Genomic DNA, 19836 nt, shown 5'->3' on the forward strand with positions numbered 1-19836 from the left:
ACAATCCTACTCATTATTTTTTACAACAAACTCAATCTGTCTTCTCAGCTCTAGAGCTACTCTCTCGGCATCTTCTAATGTATCAGCTTGTGCGACCACTCGGCCGATACGATCCGTACCTTTACGAAAAATACTGACCTCATCTCCAACTTGAACTGTAACTTCGATAATAGGGTGATAAGCTGCATAATCTTCAATTGAGTAATTATGATTTACTGCCTCTAAAATACCATCCTTCGGTGCTTCTAGAACGTACGCAGCGCAAGCTTTTCCTCTTATTTCTAGGGGTTTATGCTTTTCGCCTAATGCATTTTGAATTACAAGTTCTTCCCATGAGAGACCGGTGAAAATTGAAGTCAACTCAGGTAAACATGTTGCACCTATACGCGCACCAATCTCGATAATATGTACCTCCCCTTCAGGAGTAACTATCAAATCTATGTTTGCTGGCCCATTCAAAAGACCTACGGCATTCAATGCTTGACCTATGCCTTGTTGGACAGCTTTTTCATCAATAGAAACTTGATTAAATGGGTAGGAGTGACCGTTCGGTACCATAAAGCCGTTATCACACAGCGTATCATTATGAATTAGGCAATAAATGCACTCGCCATCTTGCGAGAAAGTTTGCGCGCCAATTTCTATTCCTTCAATAAATTGCTCAACTAAAATCTCACAGCTGCGTGAGTAATAGCATGCATCTTTGAAAGCAGCCACTACATCAGCTGAGCTCTTTACTTTGCTAACACCGCGACTACCGGAAGAGTCAGGAGCTTTAATGATGCAAGGATAGCCAATTTTTTCAGCAGCATCCGTCGCTTCCTTTATACTACGTACTATATGATATTCTGGCTGTGTGACGCTGTATTGCTCTAGAGCCGTTCGTGTTTGATCTTTGTTACTACAAACCATCGCGGTCTCGTAAGTCACTCCAACCAAACAAAGCTCTTGATTAACCATACCAATAGTAGGGACAGGTAAGTCAGATTGCATTGTTACAATGCCGTCGATATTTTCCGAACGTGCAACGCTTAATACTGCTGAAATATCTTTTATGTCTGCATGATAAAATTTATCTACTAAGCTAGCCCCCGTAGATCTTTCGTTAAAATCGACGCCAATTGAGTAATAACCAAGTTTTTTACATGCATCAATTAAAGGAAGCTGACCATAACCGGTACCTACAATCATCACTTTTTTCATTCTTGAATTCGACCTAACTTATACTTCATTTCTGCTAATACCCAATCACTTGGAGTGTCAATATCTTGACAACCCATACGTTCAAGTATGACTGCTTTACATTGATTACCTGTTAACGTTTTTCTTGCTAAAACCTCGTTAGCGCGAAACGCATAAATTTGCCCGGCATCATGATAAAACGCCTGATGTTCTTGGCTTCGCTTAACTAGTTGACCAATATTTTGACGTACGATTGAGCCTATATTGGATAAACCCAGCGCCTTATCTGGGCTCGTTTCATACTCTACAACTGTCAATGCAGAGTCATAATCTTCATTGTTTAGATGATTCATGGCCTTACTGATTGTAGCAATACTCAGCAAAGGAGATGTTGGAAGAATAAGCGCTACGTTACTGACAGTAGAGTGTTCTGTAAGTCTCTCAAGCACCTCAACAACAACATCATGAAGTGTTGCATGGTCATCAGAAGACTTCATCGAACGAATAAATGGCACTTCTGCCCCATACTGATTAGCAACATCGGCAATTTCATCATCATCTGTTGATACGATAACCTTATCAAAGCATCCAGATGCCAATGCGGCTTCTATAGAGTAAGCAATAATCGGCTTTCCATGAAAATCTTTAATATTTTTTCGTGGGATGCGTTTACTCCCCCCACGAGCTGGAATAATCGCTATTTTCATTACGCACCTTTTAGAATATCAGTTAACACGTCAACAACCGTATTCTGTTGAACTTCGGTCATACCATGGAACATCGGCAGAGAAATCGCTTCACGGTAGTACTGTTCGGATTCTGGGAAATTCCCCTCAGTGAAACCTAAGTCTTGATAATACGGCTGGGTATGAACTGGAATATAATGCAAATTCACTCCAATACCACGCTCGCGTAACGCATCAAAAACCTGTTGATGACTGAGTGAAATATCATCCAATTTCAAGCGAATCACGAATAAATGCAGACCTGAGTACGTGTTTTCCAGTTGATAAGGTAGCACTAAAGGTAATTCAGATAACATTTGATTATAACGCTTAGACAACACATGGCGTGCCGCAACAAATTCATCAAGTCGTTGCATTTGAGTGACACCTAATGCAGCTTGAAGTTCTGTCATACGGTAGTTGAAACCTAAATCAACCTGTTGGTAATACCAACCACCGTGAGATTCACCACGCATCAACTCTGGATCACGTGTAATACCATGACTACGCAGCAACGCCATTTTATCAGCCAGTTCTTTACTGTTAGTAAGAGCAGCGCCACCTTCGGCAGTTGTCACGATTTTTACTGGGTGGAAACTAAATACCGTGATATCTGAGTATTCGCAATTCCCAATCGGCTGCTCTTGATATCGGCCGCCAATCGCATGCGAAGCATCTTCAATAAGTTTAAAACCGTACTCTTTGGCTAACTTACCGATTGCAGCCATATCACAAGGCTGTCCACACAAATGAACAGGCACAACAACTTTTGGCAGTGTTCCATTTGCTTTAGCTGCGATTAACTTTTGCTCTAATTTTTCAGGGCACATATTGTAAGTCGCCGAATCAATATCAACGAAATCAACTTTAGCACCACAGTAAAGACCGCAATTAGCAGATGCTACAAAAGTCACAGGTGTTGTCCACAACCAGTCACCTTCGCCTAAGCCTAAAGCTAAGCAAGCAATATGCAGAGCGGATGTTGCACTATTTACTGCTAACGCATACTGAGATCCAGTATGTTCTGTTAGCGCTTTTTCAAACGCAGGTACTTGCGGACCTTGCGTTAAAAAATCAGACTTAAGGACATCAACTACACTATCAATGTCTTGCTGAGTGATATCTTGCTTGCCGTATGGAATCACTGTTTTGCTCACACTGTAAATTTAGGGTCAACATGCTCTTTGATTAGGTCACGTAGACCTTCAATCGTTTCCCACTCAGTATTCGTGCCTGAGTTGTATTTAAAGCCAAATGGTACTTTTTCAGCCTTATGATGATTCATGTACTCATCTTCTGTGTACGTAAAAGAGACAGAAGGAAGAATCGCGTAATAACGCCCTAGATCTATCGTATTAAGAGAATCAGTATCCGTAATCATTTCTTCATGAAGCTTTTCACCAGGGCGAATACCAACAACTTTAGTTGGCATACCAGGCGCAATAGCTTCTGCAATGTCTAATATTTTGTAAGATGGGATCTTAGGTACAAAAATTTCACCGCCAATATGATTTTCGATAGCGTACATCACCATGTTTACACCATCCTGAAGAGATATGTTGAAGCGAGTCATCTCCTCATGAGTAATCGGTAATACACCTTCTTCTTTTTTCTGCATAAAGAACGGAATAACTGAGCCTCGAGAGCCCATAACATTGCCGTAACGAACAACACTAAAACGAATATCTTTAGATCCACGAATATTATTAGCGGCTGCGAATAATTTATCAGAAGCTAACTTAGTTGCGCCATATAGGTTAATCGGAGCACACGCTTTATCCGTAGATAGTGCTACCACATCTTTTACACCACACTGTAGTGCCGCACTAATTACGTTTTCAGCCCCATCAATATTAGTACGAATACACTCCGTCGGATTGTATTCTGCTGTATCAACTTGCTTAATTGCTGCTGCATGAATGATTACATCAACGCCTTCACAGGCTTGAATCATGCGGTTACGGTCACGAACATCACCAATAAAGAATCGTAGCTGAGGAAAGTCCTTGTGTGGGTATTGTTGCTTTATTTCAAACTGCTTCAGTTCATCTCTAGAATAGATGATAATCTTTTTAACATCTTGGTATCGTTCAAGGATTGTTTTTATGAACTGCTTACCAAATGAACCAGTGCCACCAGTAATCAAAACAGCTTTATTGTTTAACATAATGTCTCACTTTATTCGTCTATAATTTGTGCACTACTCAGTACACTAGTTCGCTTCTTATGAATGTTAGCCCCTACGACAATGGTCGCAGATGGTACATCTTTTGTCACAATAGAGTTCGCACCAATAATACAATTATTACCTATTGAGATACCACCTACAACCTTTGCTCCTGAAGCAATAATACTGTTAGATCTAATAATAGGCATTTCATTATGTCCAACAAGATTTGAACCTAAGGTTACCTGTTGGTAAATCTTACAACCATCCTCCACAACCGCATTAGAACCAATAACAACACCAATTGGGTGTCCAAATTCAACAGATGATGCTATTTTTGCAGTATGGCTTATCTCGCAGTTATAAACATAAAAAATGCGCCGTTGAAAGTACTTTCTAACAAGGCGAGAGTGCTTACTTCCCCAGAACATTAGATCCAATTCTATTCTGAATTTTCGTGATGGATCGGATGTTCTCAATAAATTAAACAACAGTTTGATCATTTACCATACCTACGATTTCTTCCTTAACTCACACTTATTAACCCCACCTTTACCCAATGCTTCATCGTATCGATAACTCTATCTAACCATGGGTAATAAGCTTGATTTTGACCAGTAAGTTGATATTTTTCTTTGATTTTCCGTCAGTTTTATTTACTAAATCGGCTAATCGCTTCTAGCGCTTCCTGCATATATAAAAAGTTAGGGGTTTCGTCCTTAAGTTGACGGTTAGTTTTATCCATTAACTGATATTGTCCAGCAGCATTCACTTCTAAAATTTGCTCATTAGAGATAATGGCATAGGCACTATAGCTCGAAGACATAACCCAATCTCGTGTCTTGGGTTCTCCTAACAAATTTTCACCAACAGAATAATCTTTAACATCATTAGTCACACCTAAGTACTGCTTCATTATAGTAGGCACGACATCTTGGTGGCTTGTTAAACTATTTAAATCCCACTCATTACCAGACTGATTGACCCCTGGGCCAAATATCGCAAACGGCACCTTAACTTGAGCATCGGTAAAGTTACTGTTGTGCCCCCAGAAGTTTAGCTTATTATCATTCATTTCTTGGCCATGATCACCAGTGATGACAACAACAGTATTATCCAAGTCTCCCGTTTCTTTTAGCTTATTAAGAACTTGCGCCGCGACTGTATCAACAAAGCGCACGCTCGTCTTATAGCGATTAAAGAATGGCTGAGGGTCAGTTTCATTATTCAGCTTCAAGTAGTTAACAACTTGCAGTATTGGCTCATAACGAGGCTCAAAGCCTCTAGGAAAGTCATAACCATGTGGTGCGTCATAAAACAGGAATGAAAATGCAGGCTTCGATTGATCGCGGCTGTCATACCACTTAAGCCAATCTTTTGTTAAATCGGCATCCAGTGCTGAAGGTCGATTACCTTTTGAACCAATACGAAGATTCTCAACGTTAGTAAAAACAGTTTGATTAAACTCGGGCTTTCTCAATTGAGCGGCGGTAAAAATACCTAAGTCATAATCCAGCTCTTGAAGTCGGTCGATAAGTACAGGACTTTGTTGGTTGGCTAAACAACCATGCCAATATGTACCAGGGATACCATAAAACAACCCAAATATCCCCGTACGAGTTGAATTACCAGTCGAAATATGATCATTAAAGATAAGACCAGATTGAGCATAATCCCACATCACGGGAGTATTCTCTGCATTAAAAGTATCAGCACGCCATGAATCCACAACTAAAAACATAATGTTAACTGGTTTCTGTACCACTTCTGTTTGTAATGGAGCAAGAGGGTAATTCAAATCACTCTTACGATTCATCGTCAATGCTTTTTGGCGAGCAATCACCTCCTCATTAATCCAACCATATTTTTTCATCATGCTGTTCGAAGTGGCAGGGTAAAACAGAGGTAAGTAGCGTTTGACTATTGTCACAGGTTGGTAGGCATTAGCTGCAGCCCAAATATGGATACCATGCGTTGCAAGTAAGGCAAGAAACGTCAAAAAGGCGAATTTTCGGCCCAATTTTAACTTACGAATTGGCGCTTCATTCTCTAACCAGCGAACCAATAACCATTGACTAATCACTAATGCAAACACGCCACCAATGACCATAAACCAAGTAACTAGAGGAAAACTGACAACTTGACCTGACAATACTAGGTCGAGTACAACCGCGTTAATATGAAAGCGATATTGAGCAAAAACCAACGTATCAATAAATAACGTTGCCACGCCCACTGAGGCGATCACCGCTTGTACTAGGTTACGCGGAGTCTTAGGAAGAAAAATACTTGGCAGAGCAACAAGGCCAACGAGCGCAGCAATTAATGTCATCTGCCCAAAAACAGACACAACAATGAAAATAATGGCCAAAGGTTCTGACGGAAACTCAGGCAAAAATGAAAAATAACGACACGCAACCAACATGGCGACAAGCGCATTGATGAGAATAAACCAGCCATGTGCGTGTAGCCTCTGTTTCAAAGACATATTTACTATCCTAAATAATTTTATAAACGATTATTTCGCAAAATAATCATTGTATCCAGCAAGAAGAGCATCAAAATCCTGTTTTTGCCAATTTATCTGACGTTTATGGCGTTCTTTAACAAAAGAACGCTTGAGACGATCAAGGTTTGATTGTTTCCATGTCGCCCCTTCTCCGTAGCCACACTTATCAAAGTCGATAAGCCACACTTTATGTTGCTTATCAACAAGAATGTTATGGATATTCAAGTCGGTGTGATTAACTCCTGCGTGATGCATTTTCGCGATTTGATGCCCAATATCACGATGCCCATTTGAAGAAATAGAGTGACTTGATAGGATTCCAACCAAATCTGTCGCATCAGCAATCTTCTCACTTAATAAGTCTGCTCGGTATGTGAGCCCAGTTTTGACCGCTCTTGCCGCAATAGGTTTCGGAACATTGACACCGGATTCGATCAAATCATTCAGAAGCTGCATTTCCATATAGCTGCGTGTTTTATCCCAACCATTAAACCAATAACTGTCTTGAACCAATTTGCCAAATAGGCCACCACGGCGATAGTGTCTAAGCGCCGCCGGTAACTTCCCCGTCTCAACAAACCATGTTGTGCCTCGGCCTGTTGCACTACCTATCACACGGTCTTGGCTTTGCCAGTACTCGATATCAAACACTCGCTCTGGAGGGTGTTTCAATAGTTGGTCGTCAAACCATACTACCGTGTTATTTAAATGCAGCGTCTTGATCATGGCTTACGCTTACCAGTAATGATTGATTAGAATGAAAGCCCATGTAAAACCGGCAAATAATAGCGCAACGAACACAGCAGCTGAACCGATGTCTTTTGCCCTGCCGCTTAACTCATGGTGGTCAACACTGATTCGGTCGACAACCGCTTCTATCGCAGAATTCATTAGCTCAACTACCAAAACCAACACCACAACGCCTAACATCAGAATGGTTTCTATCACACTGACATCCAACCAAACTAATAACAGGATCGCGGCACACAACAAAACCAGTTCTTGCCTAATCGCCGCTTCATGTTTGAACGCTGCTTTTAAGCCCTGAATAGAGTAGCCCGTTGCTTTAATGATTCGCTTGAGCCCGGTATTCCCCGGTTTGCCTTGGTTTTCTGTCGTCATATGTAAGTCATCTGCTATTAGGTGTTTGGGGGTTAATATTAAGAGCTTGGTATTTAAAATTTGTTTCATGCAAAACGAGCTCTATTTTACATTTATCGGCACTCTCTGCATAATCTTAGACAATTAAATTTATGAGCGTTTTGTATGCCACTTTTTACTCAAGCACCTGAATCTGTTTGTTTTTTGCGTTTGTCTGCCATTGGCGATGTTTGTCATGCCGTTGCAGCAGTACAAGCCCTTCAAAAACAATGGCCTACAACCAAGATCACTTGGATCATAGGTAAGGTTGAAGCTCAATTATTAGACGGCTTGAAAGGCGTTGAGCTGATCGTATTTGATAAGAAAGCGGGACTATCCGGCATGAAAGATGTGTGGAAACAACTGTCAGGGCGTAAGTTTGATGCTTTAGTTCATATGCAACTCGCTTTAAGATCCAGTATTCTCACGCTAGGAATCAAGGCAACGTATAAGGTCGGCTTTAATTTTAAACGGGCAAAAGAAGCCCAATGGCTATTCACTAATAAAAAAATATTGGATACACAATCCCAACACGTTCTTGATAGCTTTTATGCATTTATTGAATATCTAGGTGTGCCGCGTTCTGCGCCCGAGTGGAGCTTACCCATTAATGAAGGGGATACTCAGTTTGCAAAAGAATCTCTAGGTCCAACCCCTACAGTTGTCATTAGCCCAGCAGCAAGTAAAGATGAGCGTAACTGGTTGCCTGAGCGCTACGCAGAATTTGCCGATTACGCGGTATCCCAAGGTTATCAAGTGGCAATTTGTGGCTCTCCAGCTGAACGAGAAGTCACTCTAGCGAAGGGGATCACAGAAAAGATGACTCAACCAGCTCTAAACCTTGTTGGAAAAACCTCGTTAAAACAACTAACGGCTATTCTAAAAGAAGCCGCTGTTGTTATTGCTCCTGATTCAGGCCCTGCACATTTGGCCACTACTCAAGGTACACCTGTGATTGGACTGTATGGGCATAGTAACCCTCTAAGAACTGGCCCATATAACAACTTATCATCTGTCGTGAGTGTGTATGAAAAACACGTACAACTACAGCATAAAAAACTAGCATCTGAATTACCATGGAGTACTCGAGTCAAAGGTGAGCATGTTATGGCCGATATCTCACTTGATGCTGTAGTGCAATCATTCACTATCATTACACAAGGTAAACCGCTTAATGCAAACTAATTCAAAGCCGACCCTCGCTGTCGCACTCATTGTAAAAAATGAGTCTCAAAACCTTGATGCCTGCTTACGAACTGTCGCGGATTGGGTAGATGAGATTGTTGTACTCGACTCAGGAAGTACTGATGATACAGAAGCGGTTGCACGTCAATATACTGAGAAGTTTCATATCAATACCGATTGGCCTGGTTTTGGACCACAGCGTCGCATCGCACAAGAATTCGTAGAGTCAGATTTTGTGCTTTGGCTTGATGCTGATGAGCGAGTGACCGATGAGTTAAAGGTCAGCATCCAAGAAGCCGTTACGAAAAATGAAGCTCGGACACTTTACAGTATTTGCCGATTGAGCTGGGTATTCGGTCGTTATATTCGCCATTGTGGTTGGTATCCTGATCGCGTTGTACGTTTATATCCGACAAACCTAACTCAATATGATACTGCTCAAGTCCATGAAAAAGTATCTGTTGATACATCAATGGTGGTCAAAAATCTTTCTGGTGACGCGATTCACTATACCTATAACGACCTTGAACATTACCTCAGAAAGTCCAATTCTTATGCTTTAGCTTGGAGTGCTGATAAAGCTAAACAAGGTAAAAAAGGTCGTTTTTCTAGCATCATTACTCATGCTTTATCTTGCTTCATTAAGATGTACATTCTGAAAGCGGGATTCTTAGATGGTAAGCAAGGGTTATTACTATCGATGCTCTCGACACACTACACTATTGTGAAGTATTCCGACCTGTGGATCAGAACATCAACAAAAAAACACAATCTGCATAATTACCAAAATCAAGATACGAAGTAAGCGAGAAATAAAAATGAACATTTGCCATGTCAATCTTGCTACTGGATTTAGCGGTGGAGAACGACAAACATTAGTCTTAATTAAAGAACAAATTAAGCTCGGCTACATATTAACTGTGGTCGCTCACCCTAACAGCCCTTTTTTTGAAAAAGTTAAAAAACTCAACTGTCGAGTATTCGCTGTGAAACACTTTTTGTTGGGCCACCGATCTATCATTACTGAAGATTGCATCGTCATGCATGTACATGAGGGGCGTGCTATTTACTGGGCTTACATACAAAAACTGCTCTTCAAAAAACCGTATATCATCACCCGTCGTATCGATAATCCTTTGAAGAATAAAGCGCTATCTCTACGAGCTTATGAAGCGGCTTCTACTATTACAGGTGTTAGTAACAAAGTAGTCGAAGTGGTCAAGCGAAGGCACCCCAAGGCTCACGCTGTCTTCATACCGGACTCTCCAGCAAGATATACATCAGATCCAATTGAGGTAAAAAAAATACGTGAGCAATTTGAAGGCAAGTTTCTCGTTATAAAAGCGGCCAAAATGTACAAACACAAAGGCTTTGACATCGCTATTGAAGCTGCAATACTACTGAATAACATCAACAAAAATATAGAGTTCGCTCTGCTTGGTGACGGCCCTGAATTCGAAGCACTTAAAGCACAAGCTACTGGGACATCGAATGTTTATTTCATGGGGAACCAGAAAGAGATTGGTAACTGGTTTGAAGCTGCCAATTTACTGATTCATACATCTCACACCGAGGGGATGGGCTCTGTTATTTTAGAAGCTATGGCAGCAGGCCTACCCGTCGTGGGTTCAAAAGCAGGAGGAATCCCTGATGTTATTACACATGATGAATCAGGATTGTTGTTTGAAATAGCAGATGCCAAAGAATTAAGCGCACACATTCAATCTATCTACCACTCGAAAGAGCTGCGAGATAGGCTCATCGATGGTGCGACTCAGCGTCTAAATATATTTGAGATCGCAACCACGGCTCAAGCTTATCAATCACTCTACCAACAGTTTGAGAAATAATCATGAACAAGAAAGTTCTTTACCCAGGAACCTTTGACCCACTCACAAATGGACACCTCGATCTGATTGAGCGAGCCTCTAAGATGTTCGATGAGGTGATCATTGCCGTCGCAGCAAGCCCTAGTAAAAACACTATGTTTAGCTTAGAGGAACGCGTCGATTTTTGTAAACAGGTGACTCAACATTTAGGTAATGTATCCGCTCAAGGGTTTAGCGGATTAATGGTCGATTTTGCGAAGCAAGTTGATGCAAACATACTGATACGTGGGCTGCGCACCACTGTCGACTTTGAATATGAATTTGGGCTGACTAATATGTATCGCAGACTTATGCCGGGATTGGAGAGTGTGTTCTTAACGCCTTCTGAAGAATACGCATTTATTTCTTCGACAATAGTACGAGAAGTTGCCATACATGGTGGGGACGTTACGCCATTCGTTCCTGAGATTATTGCGGACGCACTGCATCATAACACCCATCGTGGTCAATAACGGTCACCTTAGACGCTCTTCTACCCTTCGCTTATTAAAAAGAGCCCAAGCATGGGCTCTTTCGCTAGATAAGTAAATACAACTACTTACACTAATGTTCCGTTATTTGTGAGCGTAAATAGTAGTTTTGTAGCTTGTGATACTCACGTCCCCAATCAGCACTCTCATTCAACACCGCTTGAGGGTTGGACAGTAAATCATTGTTTTCATCCCATAAGTACAAAAGCTCTGGCTCTGGGTTACTGTACGCACCGGTGGCTTTTATTGTTCGGGCACTATTATATCCAATGTTACTTACCATTTTAGTCGAGAGTAAGTTCTCCCCTCCTAACGATATATAGCTCTGGTCTGAAAGACTAAAATTATACAATGTAGGAAAAACATCACGATGTGAGCCGATTCTTTCTTCTTCAAATACATAATTGGTATGCTCTAAAATATCCTTGGGGATATACATATACAAAGGCACACCATAAGTTAAACCAAACTCTTCAGTGTGATCCGTGGTTAAATAACGCATACGGTGATCACCAGAAGCAGCAATTATCGTGTTGTTACTCAGTGTCGATGCCTTTATTCCTTTCACAAACGAGCCTAGAGCATGACTCGCATATTGATAAACGCTTAACATAGCTTCACCTTGATCTTTCATCGCACCGAGCAAAGTATTGACTCTTTCACTTACTTGAACAGGTCGAGGTTGATAGTTGCCCGGCACTCTAAACGGTGAGTGATTGGTCACCGTCATGATATACATCATCGTTGGTTGGCTTGCTTCATCCAACAGTTTACGTGCAAACTTGAACGTATATTCATCAGACACTCCCCAGGTATCTGCGTATTCTTCCGCTTCTGGAAAGGCCTTTTTAATGCTGTTTTCATCGTAGACTTTATCAAACCCTTGGCGAGGTAAATAGTTTGCCAAGTTGCGCCACATACTATTTCCACCATAAATGAACACGACCTCATAGCCCGCTTCTTTGTAAGGTAACACCGCCGAGCTCGATAAGGCGACTCGCTGAGCACTAGAGTGACTTAACGTTGGTACATCACTATGGAATAGCATCATAACAATACTGTCTATTGTTGCAGAGGTACCGGCCATGAAACGTTTAAACACAAAATCGTTCTCGAAGCCTTCCCTTAACTCACCTAATAAGTCATTGGTTTCTGGATCGTCTTCAACCAGTACGTTATTTCCCATTCCCTCCATAAGCGCCATCACAACATGAGGGGGATTGTCTGCTAGATAATCATTTTTAGGTGTTTGATAAACCGGGGTGGGTTGACCAAGCACTTTTAGCATCTGGTCTTTAACGGCCTTATCAGAGATGAAGTCAAATTTGGACTGCTTTTTGTAATCACTTCTTGCCCAATCTAAAGCCATAAATGCATTGGGGGTAATGACATTAAGGGCCTGATATTGAGAAACATTAGCGTGGTAGCGTTTTAGAGGTAATGTGCCAATAGAGCCACGAGCGATGACCACTGTGATGGTGATAACCATAATGACAGACACGGTAACCTGCCACCAGCGACGACCTGCCCAACTTTTTTTATCAACATAAGGGATAAGTTTATTTGAACCGACATAGCCTAACCAACCGGCGAAAACCGCAGTAAGAAATGCACGTACTATCGGATAGTCTGCCCAAGCATTTTCAAGCACGGCCTCAGTATCATCATCAACTAAGCCAAACACAAAGACATCAATATAAGTCCCGTAAGTGACGTAATAGTAATAATTGGCAATCGACATTCCCGACAACAAGAAAAATATCAAGGCGCTATAGCTAGGAATAACTCGAGTGAACTTTTTATAAATAGAAGAGAAGCTAGAAAGAATCAGCCCTACTAGTAACAAAGGGGCAAATCCAATTGCGACCACTTTGGCATCAAAACGAAAACCAACCCAAAAGGCACGCCAGACATCCGCCTCAATACCTATCAGTTCTGAAGAGTCGACAATCTGAAAGTAGAACATTGCACGAGAAAGCGATAAGAGTGCAATGCCAGTAAAAAAAAGCACTATGAGGGTGCGAGTTAACTTACGATAGTTTTGGTCAAAATCCATATGATATGCTTGTGGATAAAGTGGTTTGAAATATAACGGAGCATGCTACCACAGCCGAGTTCTACACTCGGCTCATTAATCAAAAAGTGACCTTTCCAAACAGCTAGATTTGACAGTGTTCACAAAAGAACGTATTCCGCTGCCCTATTTTTAACTCTTGGATTAGAGCTTCACAGTTAGGGCACTTTTCACCGGCTTTCCCATAGACTTGTAGCTCTTGGGCGAAATACCCCGGCTTGCCATCTGCTTGCGCGAAATCTTTTAAAGTGGTGCCACCTTGTTTTATAGCAGTGGCAAGTACCTCTTTAATCTCTTGAGTTAACAAGATCCACTCGGCTTGAGTTATCTTGTTAGCAGGGCGAAGTGGATGAATTCTTGAAGAAAATAATGCTTCGTTGGCGTAGATGTTTCCCACGCCTACCACTACTTTGTTGTCCATAATGAACTGTTTGACGGCAACCTTACGCTTTTCTGCCTTTTCAGCAATGTAGTCTGCATTGAAGTCATCAGTTAGTGGCTCAGGACCAGAACCCAATAATACAGTATGTATCTCATCAGGCGCCGACCATAACCACGCACCAAAGCGACGCGGATCGTTGTAACGCAATATCTTGCCATTGGTTAACTTAAGATCCACGTGATCGTGTTTTGCTGGCGGGAAATCTGCGTCTAACACGCGCAGTGAGCCAGACATACCAAGGTGAACAATTGCTGTGCCTGTATCTGTCTCAATCAATAAGTACTTTGCGCGACGCGAGATTGAGCGAATCACCTGCCCTTCTAATCGCTTAAGTTCTTGTGGGATATCCCAACGTAGCTTAGGCGTGCGAAAAGTAAGAGTTTTAATCATCTCACCAACTAAATGAGGTGAGATCCCCATGCGGCTTACTTCAACTTCGGGTAATTCAGGCATAGTTAGTCGTCCAATTTAGGTGGTTTGTCTGATATAGATAGCTTGTCTACTTTAAAGAGATGGTCTGATTTAAATGAATCTTCTGAGCCAACGCTTGGAAACAAGTAGCTCTCTTCAATAGACACCGCCAGCCACTGATCATTCCAGTTTTTTAGCAACCAAAACTCAGGCAGTTGATAATAGGTAATACGCTGTGGCTCTTCTTGATCTTGATACCACACCTCGATGGTGTGCGGGGTATTCAGTTGTGGTGATAGGTCGGTATAGGTCTGTGAGTCGATTTCGGTGCCTACAAGTTCCTGCCATCGCTGTGACAACTCTTGTGCACTGGTAGTTTGAGGAAGTGTTGTGTCTTTAAATTGATAAATCCAATGACTGTCTTCTAGCACAACTGACCAATCAGCAAAGTGCAAAGCTTGAAGCTCGGCTGTTGGGTTTAAAAGGTAAGGATAAGGACTGCTTACCTGAAGTTCAGATTCAGGTTCGATAAGGTACGTTTTGATCAAGGTTGGAAGATTTAACACCCCAATAAAAGCAATCACGCTTAACATGAGTATGTTATTCCATCGACGTCCACGATATCTCATCTGATTCTGCTCATCTAACCTATTGAGTGTTCAGTATATCGTGAAAAAGGCGATACTTTCTATGCTGAGCTATTTTCTATCAAATACGCCCGCCTACAAGTGCAACGTCTGCACAGTAGGCGCAGTAGGCGCAGTAGGCGCAGAAGGCACAGAAGGCACAAAATCGAGCCAATAATGCTTACCCTTGTCAAAAACACTTAATCTTTTCGAAAACACTTAAGCTTCTCAAAAATCCTCAGGCTTCTCAAAACACTGAGGCTCTCCAAATTTTGGGCATAAAAAAACCCAGCTATAAGCTGGGTTTTTAATTTATTCTTCTATAAAAGAAGAGACAAAGGGGCTATCAATTACTTGATTTTAGCTTCTTTGTACATAACGTGCTGGCGAACTACTGGATCAAACTTTTTGATCTCAAATTTGCCTGGCATGTTACGCTTGTTCTTGTCAGTTGTGTAGAAGTGACCAGTTCCAGCAGAAGATACTAGACGGATTTTCTCACGAATGCCTTTAGCCATTGCTTAATTCCTCTTAAACGTTTTCGCCACGTGCACGGATATCAACAAGAACAGCATCAATGCCTTTCTTATCAATAATACGCATGCCTTTAGCAGTTAGACGTAGTTTAACAAAACGTTTTTCGCTCTCTACCCAGAAACGGTGAGTTTGTAGGTTCGGCAGAAAACGACGCTTGGTAGCATTGCGTGCGTGTGAACGGTTATTACCCGTTACTGGACGCTTACCAGTTACTTGACATACTCGGGACATGAATGTCTCTCCAAATCGTTTCAGCTCGATATCAACCTTGGTGGCCGAACCTCTCTATCAATTCTGAAAATAGAGGTAAAAACCATAATGGAAAATCCATTCAAGGCTATCAAAGGTCGCGTATTATACTAACTTGACATGCATTGCTCAAGACCCGAACAGATCCTTTTTAAGGATTTCGTGATCTTTTTTTGAACAGTACAGCTATTTGAGTAATCAGAGCTGATTTAAGGTTCTAAAATGTGGGCGGAATAATAGCAGATTTAACGCAACTAACAACCTAAAATGTGATTCAAATCCATCCACGCTCTGCAAAAGAGATTACTTCACCATCTCCGACAACAAAATGGTCGAGGATTCGGATGTCAACCAGCGCCAATGCATCGGTTAATCTGCGGGTAATTCGCCTATCTGCTTGGCTAGGCTCTGCAACACCCGAAGGATGATTGTGCGCCAAGATTAACGCGGCAGCATTATGGTAAAGCGCCCTTTTGACGACTTCTCTAGGATAAACCGATGCAGCATCGATGGTTCCTTCAAACATCACTTCATCCTTTATTACCCTGTTTTGATTATCTAGGAACAATATATAGAAGGCTTCTCGCTGGCGATCACGCAATATACTCGAAAGATACAACTTGGTATGGCTTGGGCTAGTGAGTGCATCACCTCGAGATAAAGTTTCGGCCAAATAACGTTGCGTCATCTCTAAAACGGCCTGCAACTGGACATATTTCGCCTGCCCCATCCCTTTATGAGCACAGAACTCGGCCTCGGTTGCTGAAAAAAGACTACGCAGCGAACCAAAATCTTTGATCAACTTGTCAGATAGCTCTAAAACGTTCATTCCTTGTGTTCCGGTTCGAAGAAATATCGCGAGCAGCTCTGCATCACTCAGGGAATCAGGCCCTCGACTCAGTAGTTTTTCTCTCGGCATCGATTCAGCAGGCATTTTACTTATAGGCATATAAAAGCTAATCAGTTGGTCATAAACACGACCCATCAGATTAATAAGCTTATCGCGAGTGATCCTTTAATAAAGAGAAAAGGGAACGAGTCGCTAGAAAAACCATGTAATTGATAAGTTTGATAGCGCCAACTTGATGAGAGTCAAATCTGTTCCAATTCTGCTTCTAGGCACTAATCCTTTGTTCTGATATCGTAAGTCCCAGAGAAATTAAGGAACAGAATCATGCAAACATTGGTTAATCAACTGAGCAGCGCTGACCAACAAGGCCTAGCAGGGAAAAAAATCCTACTCGGTATTAGTGGCGGTATCGCAGCTTATAAATGTGCCGAACTGACTCGCCGCTTAATTGAACGTGGAGCGCAGGTACAAGTCGTGATGACAAACGCGGCCAAGGAGTTCATCACTCCTCTCACCATGCAAGCGGTCTCTGGAAGGCCAGTGTCTGATAGTTTGCTTGATCCTGCGGCTGAGGCTTCGATGGGGCACATCGAGCTAGCAAAATGGGCTGACCTAGTCTTATTAGCGCCAGCTACCGCAGATCTTATTGCTCGCATGACAGCGGGCATGGGTAACGACCTGTTAACCACTCTGCTTTTAGCAACCGATGCGCCAGTTGCGGTATCTCCAGCAATGAACCAACAGATGTACAGCCACCCGGCAACTCAAGAGAACATCGCGACGCTAAAACGTCGTGGCTGTGAAATCTGGGGCCCTGCTGCAGGCGAACAAGCTTGTGGCGATGTGGGTATGGGACGTATGTTAGAGCCAATGCAGCTCGTGCACCGTTGCGAAGACTTCTTCCAACCTAAGCCGCTTGCTGGCCGTTCGGTGTTAATTACTGCAGGTCCAACTCGTGAAGCTATCGATCCTGTGCGTTACATTACTAACCACAGTTCGGGCAAGATGGGCTATGCACTGGCTGAAGCGGCCGCTAAACAAGGTGCAACAGTGACTCTAATCAGTGGCCCTGTTTCACTTGCGACGCCAAACAAGGTTAATCGCATTGATGTCGACAGCGCTCAGCAGATGTTTGATGCTGTGAGTACCAATGCAGCTCAACACGATATATTCATTAGCTGCGCTGCAGTAGCCGACTATCGTCCACAGTCCATTGCAGACCAAAAGCTTAAAAAGGTCGATGGTAAAGACGACATGACCATTCAAATGGTTAAGAACCCAGACATTGTCGCTTCTGTTGCCTCAATGACAGAAGGCCGTCCATTTACTGTCGGCTTCGCTGCAGAAACTCAAGACGTTGAGAAGTACGCGCGCGGCAAACTGGAAAGAAAGAACCTCGATATGATTTGTGCTAACGATGTCTCTGTCGAAGGCCAAGGCTTCAATAGCAGCAGTAATGAATTGCACCTTTATTGGAAAGACGGTGATAAATCTCTGCCACTGGATAGTAAAGACACACTTGGTTTCCAGATCCTCGATCAGATCCAACAGCTTATTGGTGCATAAACGCACAAATTTGCTCTGACAATCTGCTGACACCTCTCGATTCTGTTGACCTAGGGCTCACAAAACTAGGAAACAGAATTGAATGGTGTTTATAATCCTGCTTCACTCAATCCTCATCTTTAGGAAAGGAAGTAAATAGATGGCTGGTACTCGAAAATCAAACCGTCGTGAAGAAATCCTACAAGCTCTCGCACAAATGTTGGAATCGACCGAAGGTGCTTCTCGTATCACAACGGTAAAGTTGGCCAAGCAAGTCGGCGTATCTGAAGCTGCGCTCTACCGCCACTTCCCAAGCAAAGCTCGCATGTTTGAAGGCCTAATAGAGTTCATTGAAGAAGCGTTGATGTCTCGAATCAACCGTATTCTCGATGAAGAAAAAGACACTCTTGAGCGTATCCGCCTCGTGATGCAACTTATCTTAGTCTTTTCTGAGCGCAACCCTGGTTTGACTCGTATTTTGTCGGGCCATGCCCTAATGTTTGAGAATGAGCGCCTGCGTGAACGCATCAATCAGCTTTTTGAGCGTATTGAGACTCAACTTCGCCAGATCTTACGTGAAAGGAAGCTTCGTGAAGGGAAATCGTTCCCTGTTGATGAGAAGATCTTAGCGGCTCAACTGCTCGGTCAGGTTGAAGGCAGTCTGAATCGATTTGTACGTTCTGACTTCAAATATCAACCAACCGAAAATTTTGATGCTTACTGGGCTCTGTTAAGCGCTCAGATTAAGTAGCAATCAAATTAAGTAGCAATCAAATCTTAAGTGATGGTTATGACGACGAAAACTTCTCCGACAAACAGCACTGCACAACACGTTATTACTAAGCCACCTTTTACTCTGGCACTGCTCCACCCTAAATATTGGGGAGTGTGGTTCGGTTTTGGGCTATTGGCGCTTATCGTTAATGTTCTCCCTTACCGTATATTATTACTGCTAGGTCGTTCATTGGGTTCTCTTGGGGCTCGCTATGGTAAAAAGCGCGTAGCGGTCGCAACACGTAACTTGGAACTCGCCTTCCCAGATAAGCCAGCAGACGAAGTCGCTGCCATGGTCAGTGAGAATTTTAAGAATACTGGTATGGCGCTGATCGAAACCGGCATTACTTGGTTTTGGCCGACGTGGCGCTTCAAAAGAATCCTAGTAGATAAAGACACCCAAACACTACGAACTCACAAAGCCAACGGTAAAGGTGTTTTGTTGTGCTGTGTGCATGCATTGAACCTAGAGATCACTGCGCGAGCAATGGCCGTTCTTGGTATTTCTGGTTTAGGTGTTTATCGCCCGCACAACAACCCAGCTTACGAATTCATTCAATACCGTGGTCGTACTCAGAACGGCAACCGCCTTATCCATCGTAAAGACGTTAAGCGTATGATTCGAATCCTGCGTCAGGGTGAGATCCTTTTCTATCTGCCGGATCATGACTACGGCCGTAACAAGTCTGTGTTTGTGCCTTTCTTCGCAGTAGAAGATGCATGTACCACAACAGGCACCAGTATTCTGGCTTACACTAGCCGATGCGCTCTTGTTCCGGGTTCAGGGTTTAGAAATGCCGATGGTAAGTATGAAATCATGGCGGATGAGTCAATAGAAGATGACTATCCACGCAAAGATGAAAAAGCCGCAGCCGCTTATCTAAACCGCTATCTTGAGAAAATTATCTTACGAGCACCAGAACAATGGATGTGGCTACACAAGCGCTTCAAAACCATGGAAGACCCAGAAATGGAACGCGGCATTCGTTATAAATAGATAAGAAAGCAGCTCATCTCAATAGAAAAGTAAAAGGCCCGAAAGAGTTATCTCTCGGGCCTTT

General features: G+C 42.5%; 21 protein-coding genes. 7 read left to right on the top strand and 14 right to left on the bottom strand.

Going from position 1 to position 19836, the window contains the following annotated elements:
- Nucleotides 1-6: 6 nt before the first annotated feature.
- The 8 genes from L3V33_RS17090 to L3V33_RS17125 all read right to left on the bottom strand — a co-directional run bounded on the left by L3V33_RS17090 (nt 7) and on the right by L3V33_RS17125 (nt 7705).
- Nucleotides 7-1203 (bottom strand): ATP-grasp domain-containing protein, encoded by a 1197-nt coding sequence (locus L3V33_RS17090; RefSeq protein WP_237290886.1) that lies wholly within the window; start codon nt 1201-1203, stop codon nt 7-9.
- A complete protein-coding gene (gene pseF, locus L3V33_RS17095; RefSeq protein WP_237290887.1) occupies nt 1200-1889 on the bottom strand; it encodes a pseudaminic acid cytidylyltransferase in 690 nt (229 codons plus the stop codon). The genes L3V33_RS17090 and pseF overlap by 4 nt, the downstream gene beginning before the upstream one ends.
- Nucleotides 1889-3064, bottom strand: a complete 1176-nt coding sequence (gene pseC, locus L3V33_RS17100) for a UDP-4-amino-4,6-dideoxy-N-acetyl-beta-L-altrosamine transaminase (protein WP_237290888.1) — start codon at nt 3062-3064, stop codon at nt 1889-1891. The genes pseF and pseC overlap by 1 nt, the downstream gene beginning before the upstream one ends.
- The gene (pseB, locus tag L3V33_RS17105) at nt 3061-4074 is read right to left on the bottom strand and encodes a UDP-N-acetylglucosamine 4,6-dehydratase (inverting) (RefSeq protein ID WP_237290889.1); all 1014 of its coding nucleotides are present in this window, start codon (nt 4072-4074) and stop codon (nt 3061-3063) included. Before pseB ends, pseC begins: the two co-directional genes overlap by 4 nt.
- Nucleotides 4075-4085: 11 nt before the next feature.
- Nucleotides 4086-4577, bottom strand: a complete 492-nt coding sequence (locus L3V33_RS17110; RefSeq protein WP_237290890.1) for a serine acetyltransferase — start codon at nt 4575-4577, stop codon at nt 4086-4088.
- A 149-nt stretch (nt 4578-4726) separates the two neighbouring features.
- On the bottom strand, nt 4727-6562 hold the full coding sequence (locus L3V33_RS17115; protein WP_237290891.1) for a DUF3413 domain-containing protein: 1836 nt from the start codon (nt 6560-6562) through the stop codon (nt 4727-4729).
- A gap of 30 nt (nt 6563-6592) precedes the next feature.
- Complete coding sequence (locus L3V33_RS17120) at nt 6593-7309, bottom strand: 3-deoxy-D-manno-octulosonic acid kinase (protein ID WP_237290892.1); 717 nt, start codon at nt 7307-7309, stop codon at nt 6593-6595.
- A gap of 9 nt (nt 7310-7318) precedes the next feature.
- Nucleotides 7319-7705 carry a diacylglycerol kinase gene (locus tag L3V33_RS17125; protein ID WP_146454114.1) on the bottom strand — a complete coding sequence of 129 codons (387 nt, stop codon included), beginning with the start codon at nt 7703-7705 and terminating at the stop codon, nt 7319-7321.
- 144 nt (nt 7706-7849) lie between these two features.
- Here L3V33_RS17125 and L3V33_RS17130 point away from each other — a divergent pair, with 144 nt between their 5' ends.
- The 4 genes from L3V33_RS17130 to coaD are packed head-to-tail and all read left to right on the top strand — an operon-like array spanning nt 7850 to nt 11249.
- A complete protein-coding gene (locus tag L3V33_RS17130) occupies nt 7850-8908 on the top strand; it encodes a glycosyltransferase family 9 protein (RefSeq protein ID WP_237290893.1) in 1059 nt (352 codons plus the stop codon).
- Complete coding sequence (locus tag L3V33_RS17135; RefSeq protein ID WP_237290894.1) at nt 8898-9713, top strand: glycosyltransferase family 2 protein; 816 nt, start codon at nt 8898-8900, stop codon at nt 9711-9713. Before L3V33_RS17130 ends, L3V33_RS17135 begins: the two co-directional genes overlap by 11 nt.
- Before the next feature lie 13 nt (nt 9714-9726).
- A complete protein-coding gene (locus L3V33_RS17140) occupies nt 9727-10758 on the top strand; it encodes a glycosyltransferase family 4 protein (protein WP_237290895.1) in 1032 nt (343 codons plus the stop codon).
- Nucleotides 10759-10760: 2 nt separating this feature from the next.
- Complete coding sequence (gene coaD / locus L3V33_RS17145) at nt 10761-11249, top strand: pantetheine-phosphate adenylyltransferase (protein ID WP_237290896.1); 489 nt, start codon at nt 10761-10763, stop codon at nt 11247-11249.
- A gap of 91 nt (nt 11250-11340) precedes the next feature.
- Here coaD and L3V33_RS17150 read toward each other — a convergent pair whose 3' ends face one another.
- From L3V33_RS17150 to radC, 6 genes are all read right to left on the bottom strand, one after another.
- The gene (locus L3V33_RS17150) at nt 11341-13323 is read right to left on the bottom strand and encodes an alkaline phosphatase family protein (protein WP_237290897.1); all 1983 of its coding nucleotides are present in this window, start codon (nt 13321-13323) and stop codon (nt 11341-11343) included.
- A 103-nt stretch (nt 13324-13426) separates the two neighbouring features.
- The gene (gene mutM, locus L3V33_RS17155; RefSeq protein WP_237290898.1) at nt 13427-14236 is read right to left on the bottom strand and encodes a bifunctional DNA-formamidopyrimidine glycosylase/DNA-(apurinic or apyrimidinic site) lyase; all 810 of its coding nucleotides are present in this window, start codon (nt 14234-14236) and stop codon (nt 13427-13429) included.
- Between the two features lie 2 nt (nt 14237-14238).
- Nucleotides 14239-14787, bottom strand: a complete 549-nt coding sequence (locus tag L3V33_RS17160) for a hypothetical protein (RefSeq protein ID WP_237290899.1) — start codon at nt 14785-14787, stop codon at nt 14239-14241.
- 383 nt (nt 14788-15170) lie between these two features.
- Nucleotides 15171-15338, bottom strand: a complete 168-nt coding sequence (gene rpmG / locus L3V33_RS17165) for a 50S ribosomal protein L33 (protein WP_002535344.1) — start codon at nt 15336-15338, stop codon at nt 15171-15173.
- Nucleotides 15339-15351: 13 nt separating this feature from the next.
- Nucleotides 15352-15588 carry a 50S ribosomal protein L28 gene (rpmB, locus tag L3V33_RS17170; RefSeq protein WP_004728407.1) on the bottom strand — a complete coding sequence of 79 codons (237 nt, stop codon included), beginning with the start codon at nt 15586-15588 and terminating at the stop codon, nt 15352-15354.
- 292 nt (nt 15589-15880) lie between these two features.
- Nucleotides 15881-16555 (bottom strand): DNA repair protein RadC, encoded by a 675-nt coding sequence (gene radC / locus L3V33_RS17175; protein WP_029224970.1) that lies wholly within the window; start codon nt 16553-16555, stop codon nt 15881-15883.
- A gap of 225 nt (nt 16556-16780) precedes the next feature.
- Between radC and coaBC the strand changes: the two genes are divergently transcribed.
- The 3 genes from coaBC (at nt 16781) to lpxL (ending at nt 19772) form a co-directional block, all read left to right on the top strand.
- Complete coding sequence (coaBC, locus tag L3V33_RS17180) at nt 16781-18022, top strand: bifunctional phosphopantothenoylcysteine decarboxylase/phosphopantothenate--cysteine ligase CoaBC (protein ID WP_237290900.1); 1242 nt, start codon at nt 16781-16783, stop codon at nt 18020-18022.
- 139 nt (nt 18023-18161) lie between these two features.
- Nucleotides 18162-18752 carry a nucleoid occlusion factor SlmA gene (gene slmA / locus L3V33_RS17185; protein WP_016768952.1) on the top strand — a complete coding sequence of 197 codons (591 nt, stop codon included), beginning with the start codon at nt 18162-18164 and terminating at the stop codon, nt 18750-18752.
- A gap of 39 nt (nt 18753-18791) precedes the next feature.
- Nucleotides 18792-19772: an LpxL/LpxP family Kdo(2)-lipid IV(A) lauroyl/palmitoleoyl acyltransferase gene (gene lpxL / locus L3V33_RS17190; protein WP_146454097.1), complete on the top strand. Its 981-nt coding sequence runs from the start codon at nt 18792-18794 to the stop codon at nt 19770-19772.
- The last annotated feature ends 64 nt before the right edge of the window (nt 19773-19836 follow it).

The organism is Vibrio sp. A2-1, from assembly GCF_021728355.1.
GTDB classification, from domain to species: domain Bacteria; phylum Pseudomonadota; class Gammaproteobacteria; order Enterobacterales; family Vibrionaceae; genus Vibrio; species Vibrio splendidus_K.

Coding starts and splice junctions, on each gene's coding strand:
- rpmG (WP_002535344.1), bottom strand. CDS start 15,338: ATGGCTAAAGGCATTCGTGAGAAAATCCGTCTAGTATCTTCTGCTGGA.
- pseB (WP_237290889.1), bottom strand. CDS start 4,074: ATGTTAAACAATAAAGCTGTTTTGATTACTGGTGGCACTGGTTCATTT.
- coaBC (WP_237290900.1), top strand. CDS start 16,781: ATGCAAACATTGGTTAATCAACTGAGCAGCGCTGACCAACAAGGCCTA.
- slmA (WP_016768952.1), top strand. CDS start 18,162: ATGGCTGGTACTCGAAAATCAAACCGTCGTGAAGAAATCCTACAAGCT.
- L3V33_RS17120 (WP_237290892.1), bottom strand. CDS start 7,309: ATGATCAAGACGCTGCATTTAAATAACACGGTAGTATGGTTTGACGAC.
- rpmB (WP_004728407.1), bottom strand. CDS start 15,588: ATGTCCCGAGTATGTCAAGTAACTGGTAAGCGTCCAGTAACGGGTAAT.
- radC (WP_029224970.1), bottom strand. CDS start 16,555: ATGCCTATAAGTAAAATGCCTGCTGAATCGATGCCGAGAGAAAAACTA.
- pseF (WP_237290887.1), bottom strand. CDS start 1,889: ATGAAAATAGCGATTATTCCAGCTCGTGGGGGGAGTAAACGCATCCCA.
- L3V33_RS17135 (WP_237290894.1), top strand. CDS start 8,898: ATGCAAACTAATTCAAAGCCGACCCTCGCTGTCGCACTCATTGTAAAA.
- L3V33_RS17110 (WP_237290890.1), bottom strand. CDS start 4,577: ATGATCAAACTGTTGTTTAATTTATTGAGAACATCCGATCCATCACGA.
- lpxL (WP_146454097.1), top strand. CDS start 18,792: ATGACGACGAAAACTTCTCCGACAAACAGCACTGCACAACACGTTATT.
- L3V33_RS17150 (WP_237290897.1), bottom strand. CDS start 13,323: ATGGATTTTGACCAAAACTATCGTAAGTTAACTCGCACCCTCATAGTG.
- L3V33_RS17090 (WP_237290886.1), bottom strand. CDS start 1,203: ATGAAAAAAGTGATGATTGTAGGTACCGGTTATGGTCAGCTTCCTTTA.
- L3V33_RS17130 (WP_237290893.1), top strand. CDS start 7,850: ATGCCACTTTTTACTCAAGCACCTGAATCTGTTTGTTTTTTGCGTTTG.
- coaD (WP_237290896.1), top strand. CDS start 10,761: ATGAACAAGAAAGTTCTTTACCCAGGAACCTTTGACCCACTCACAAAT.
- L3V33_RS17125 (WP_146454114.1), bottom strand. CDS start 7,705: ATGACGACAGAAAACCAAGGCAAACCGGGGAATACCGGGCTCAAGCGA.
- L3V33_RS17115 (WP_237290891.1), bottom strand. CDS start 6,562: ATGTCTTTGAAACAGAGGCTACACGCACATGGCTGGTTTATTCTCATC.
- L3V33_RS17160 (WP_237290899.1), bottom strand. CDS start 14,787: ATGTTAAGCGTGATTGCTTTTATTGGGGTGTTAAATCTTCCAACCTTG.
- mutM (WP_237290898.1), bottom strand. CDS start 14,236: ATGCCTGAATTACCCGAAGTTGAAGTAAGCCGCATGGGGATCTCACCT.
- L3V33_RS17140 (WP_237290895.1), top strand. CDS start 9,727: ATGAACATTTGCCATGTCAATCTTGCTACTGGATTTAGCGGTGGAGAA.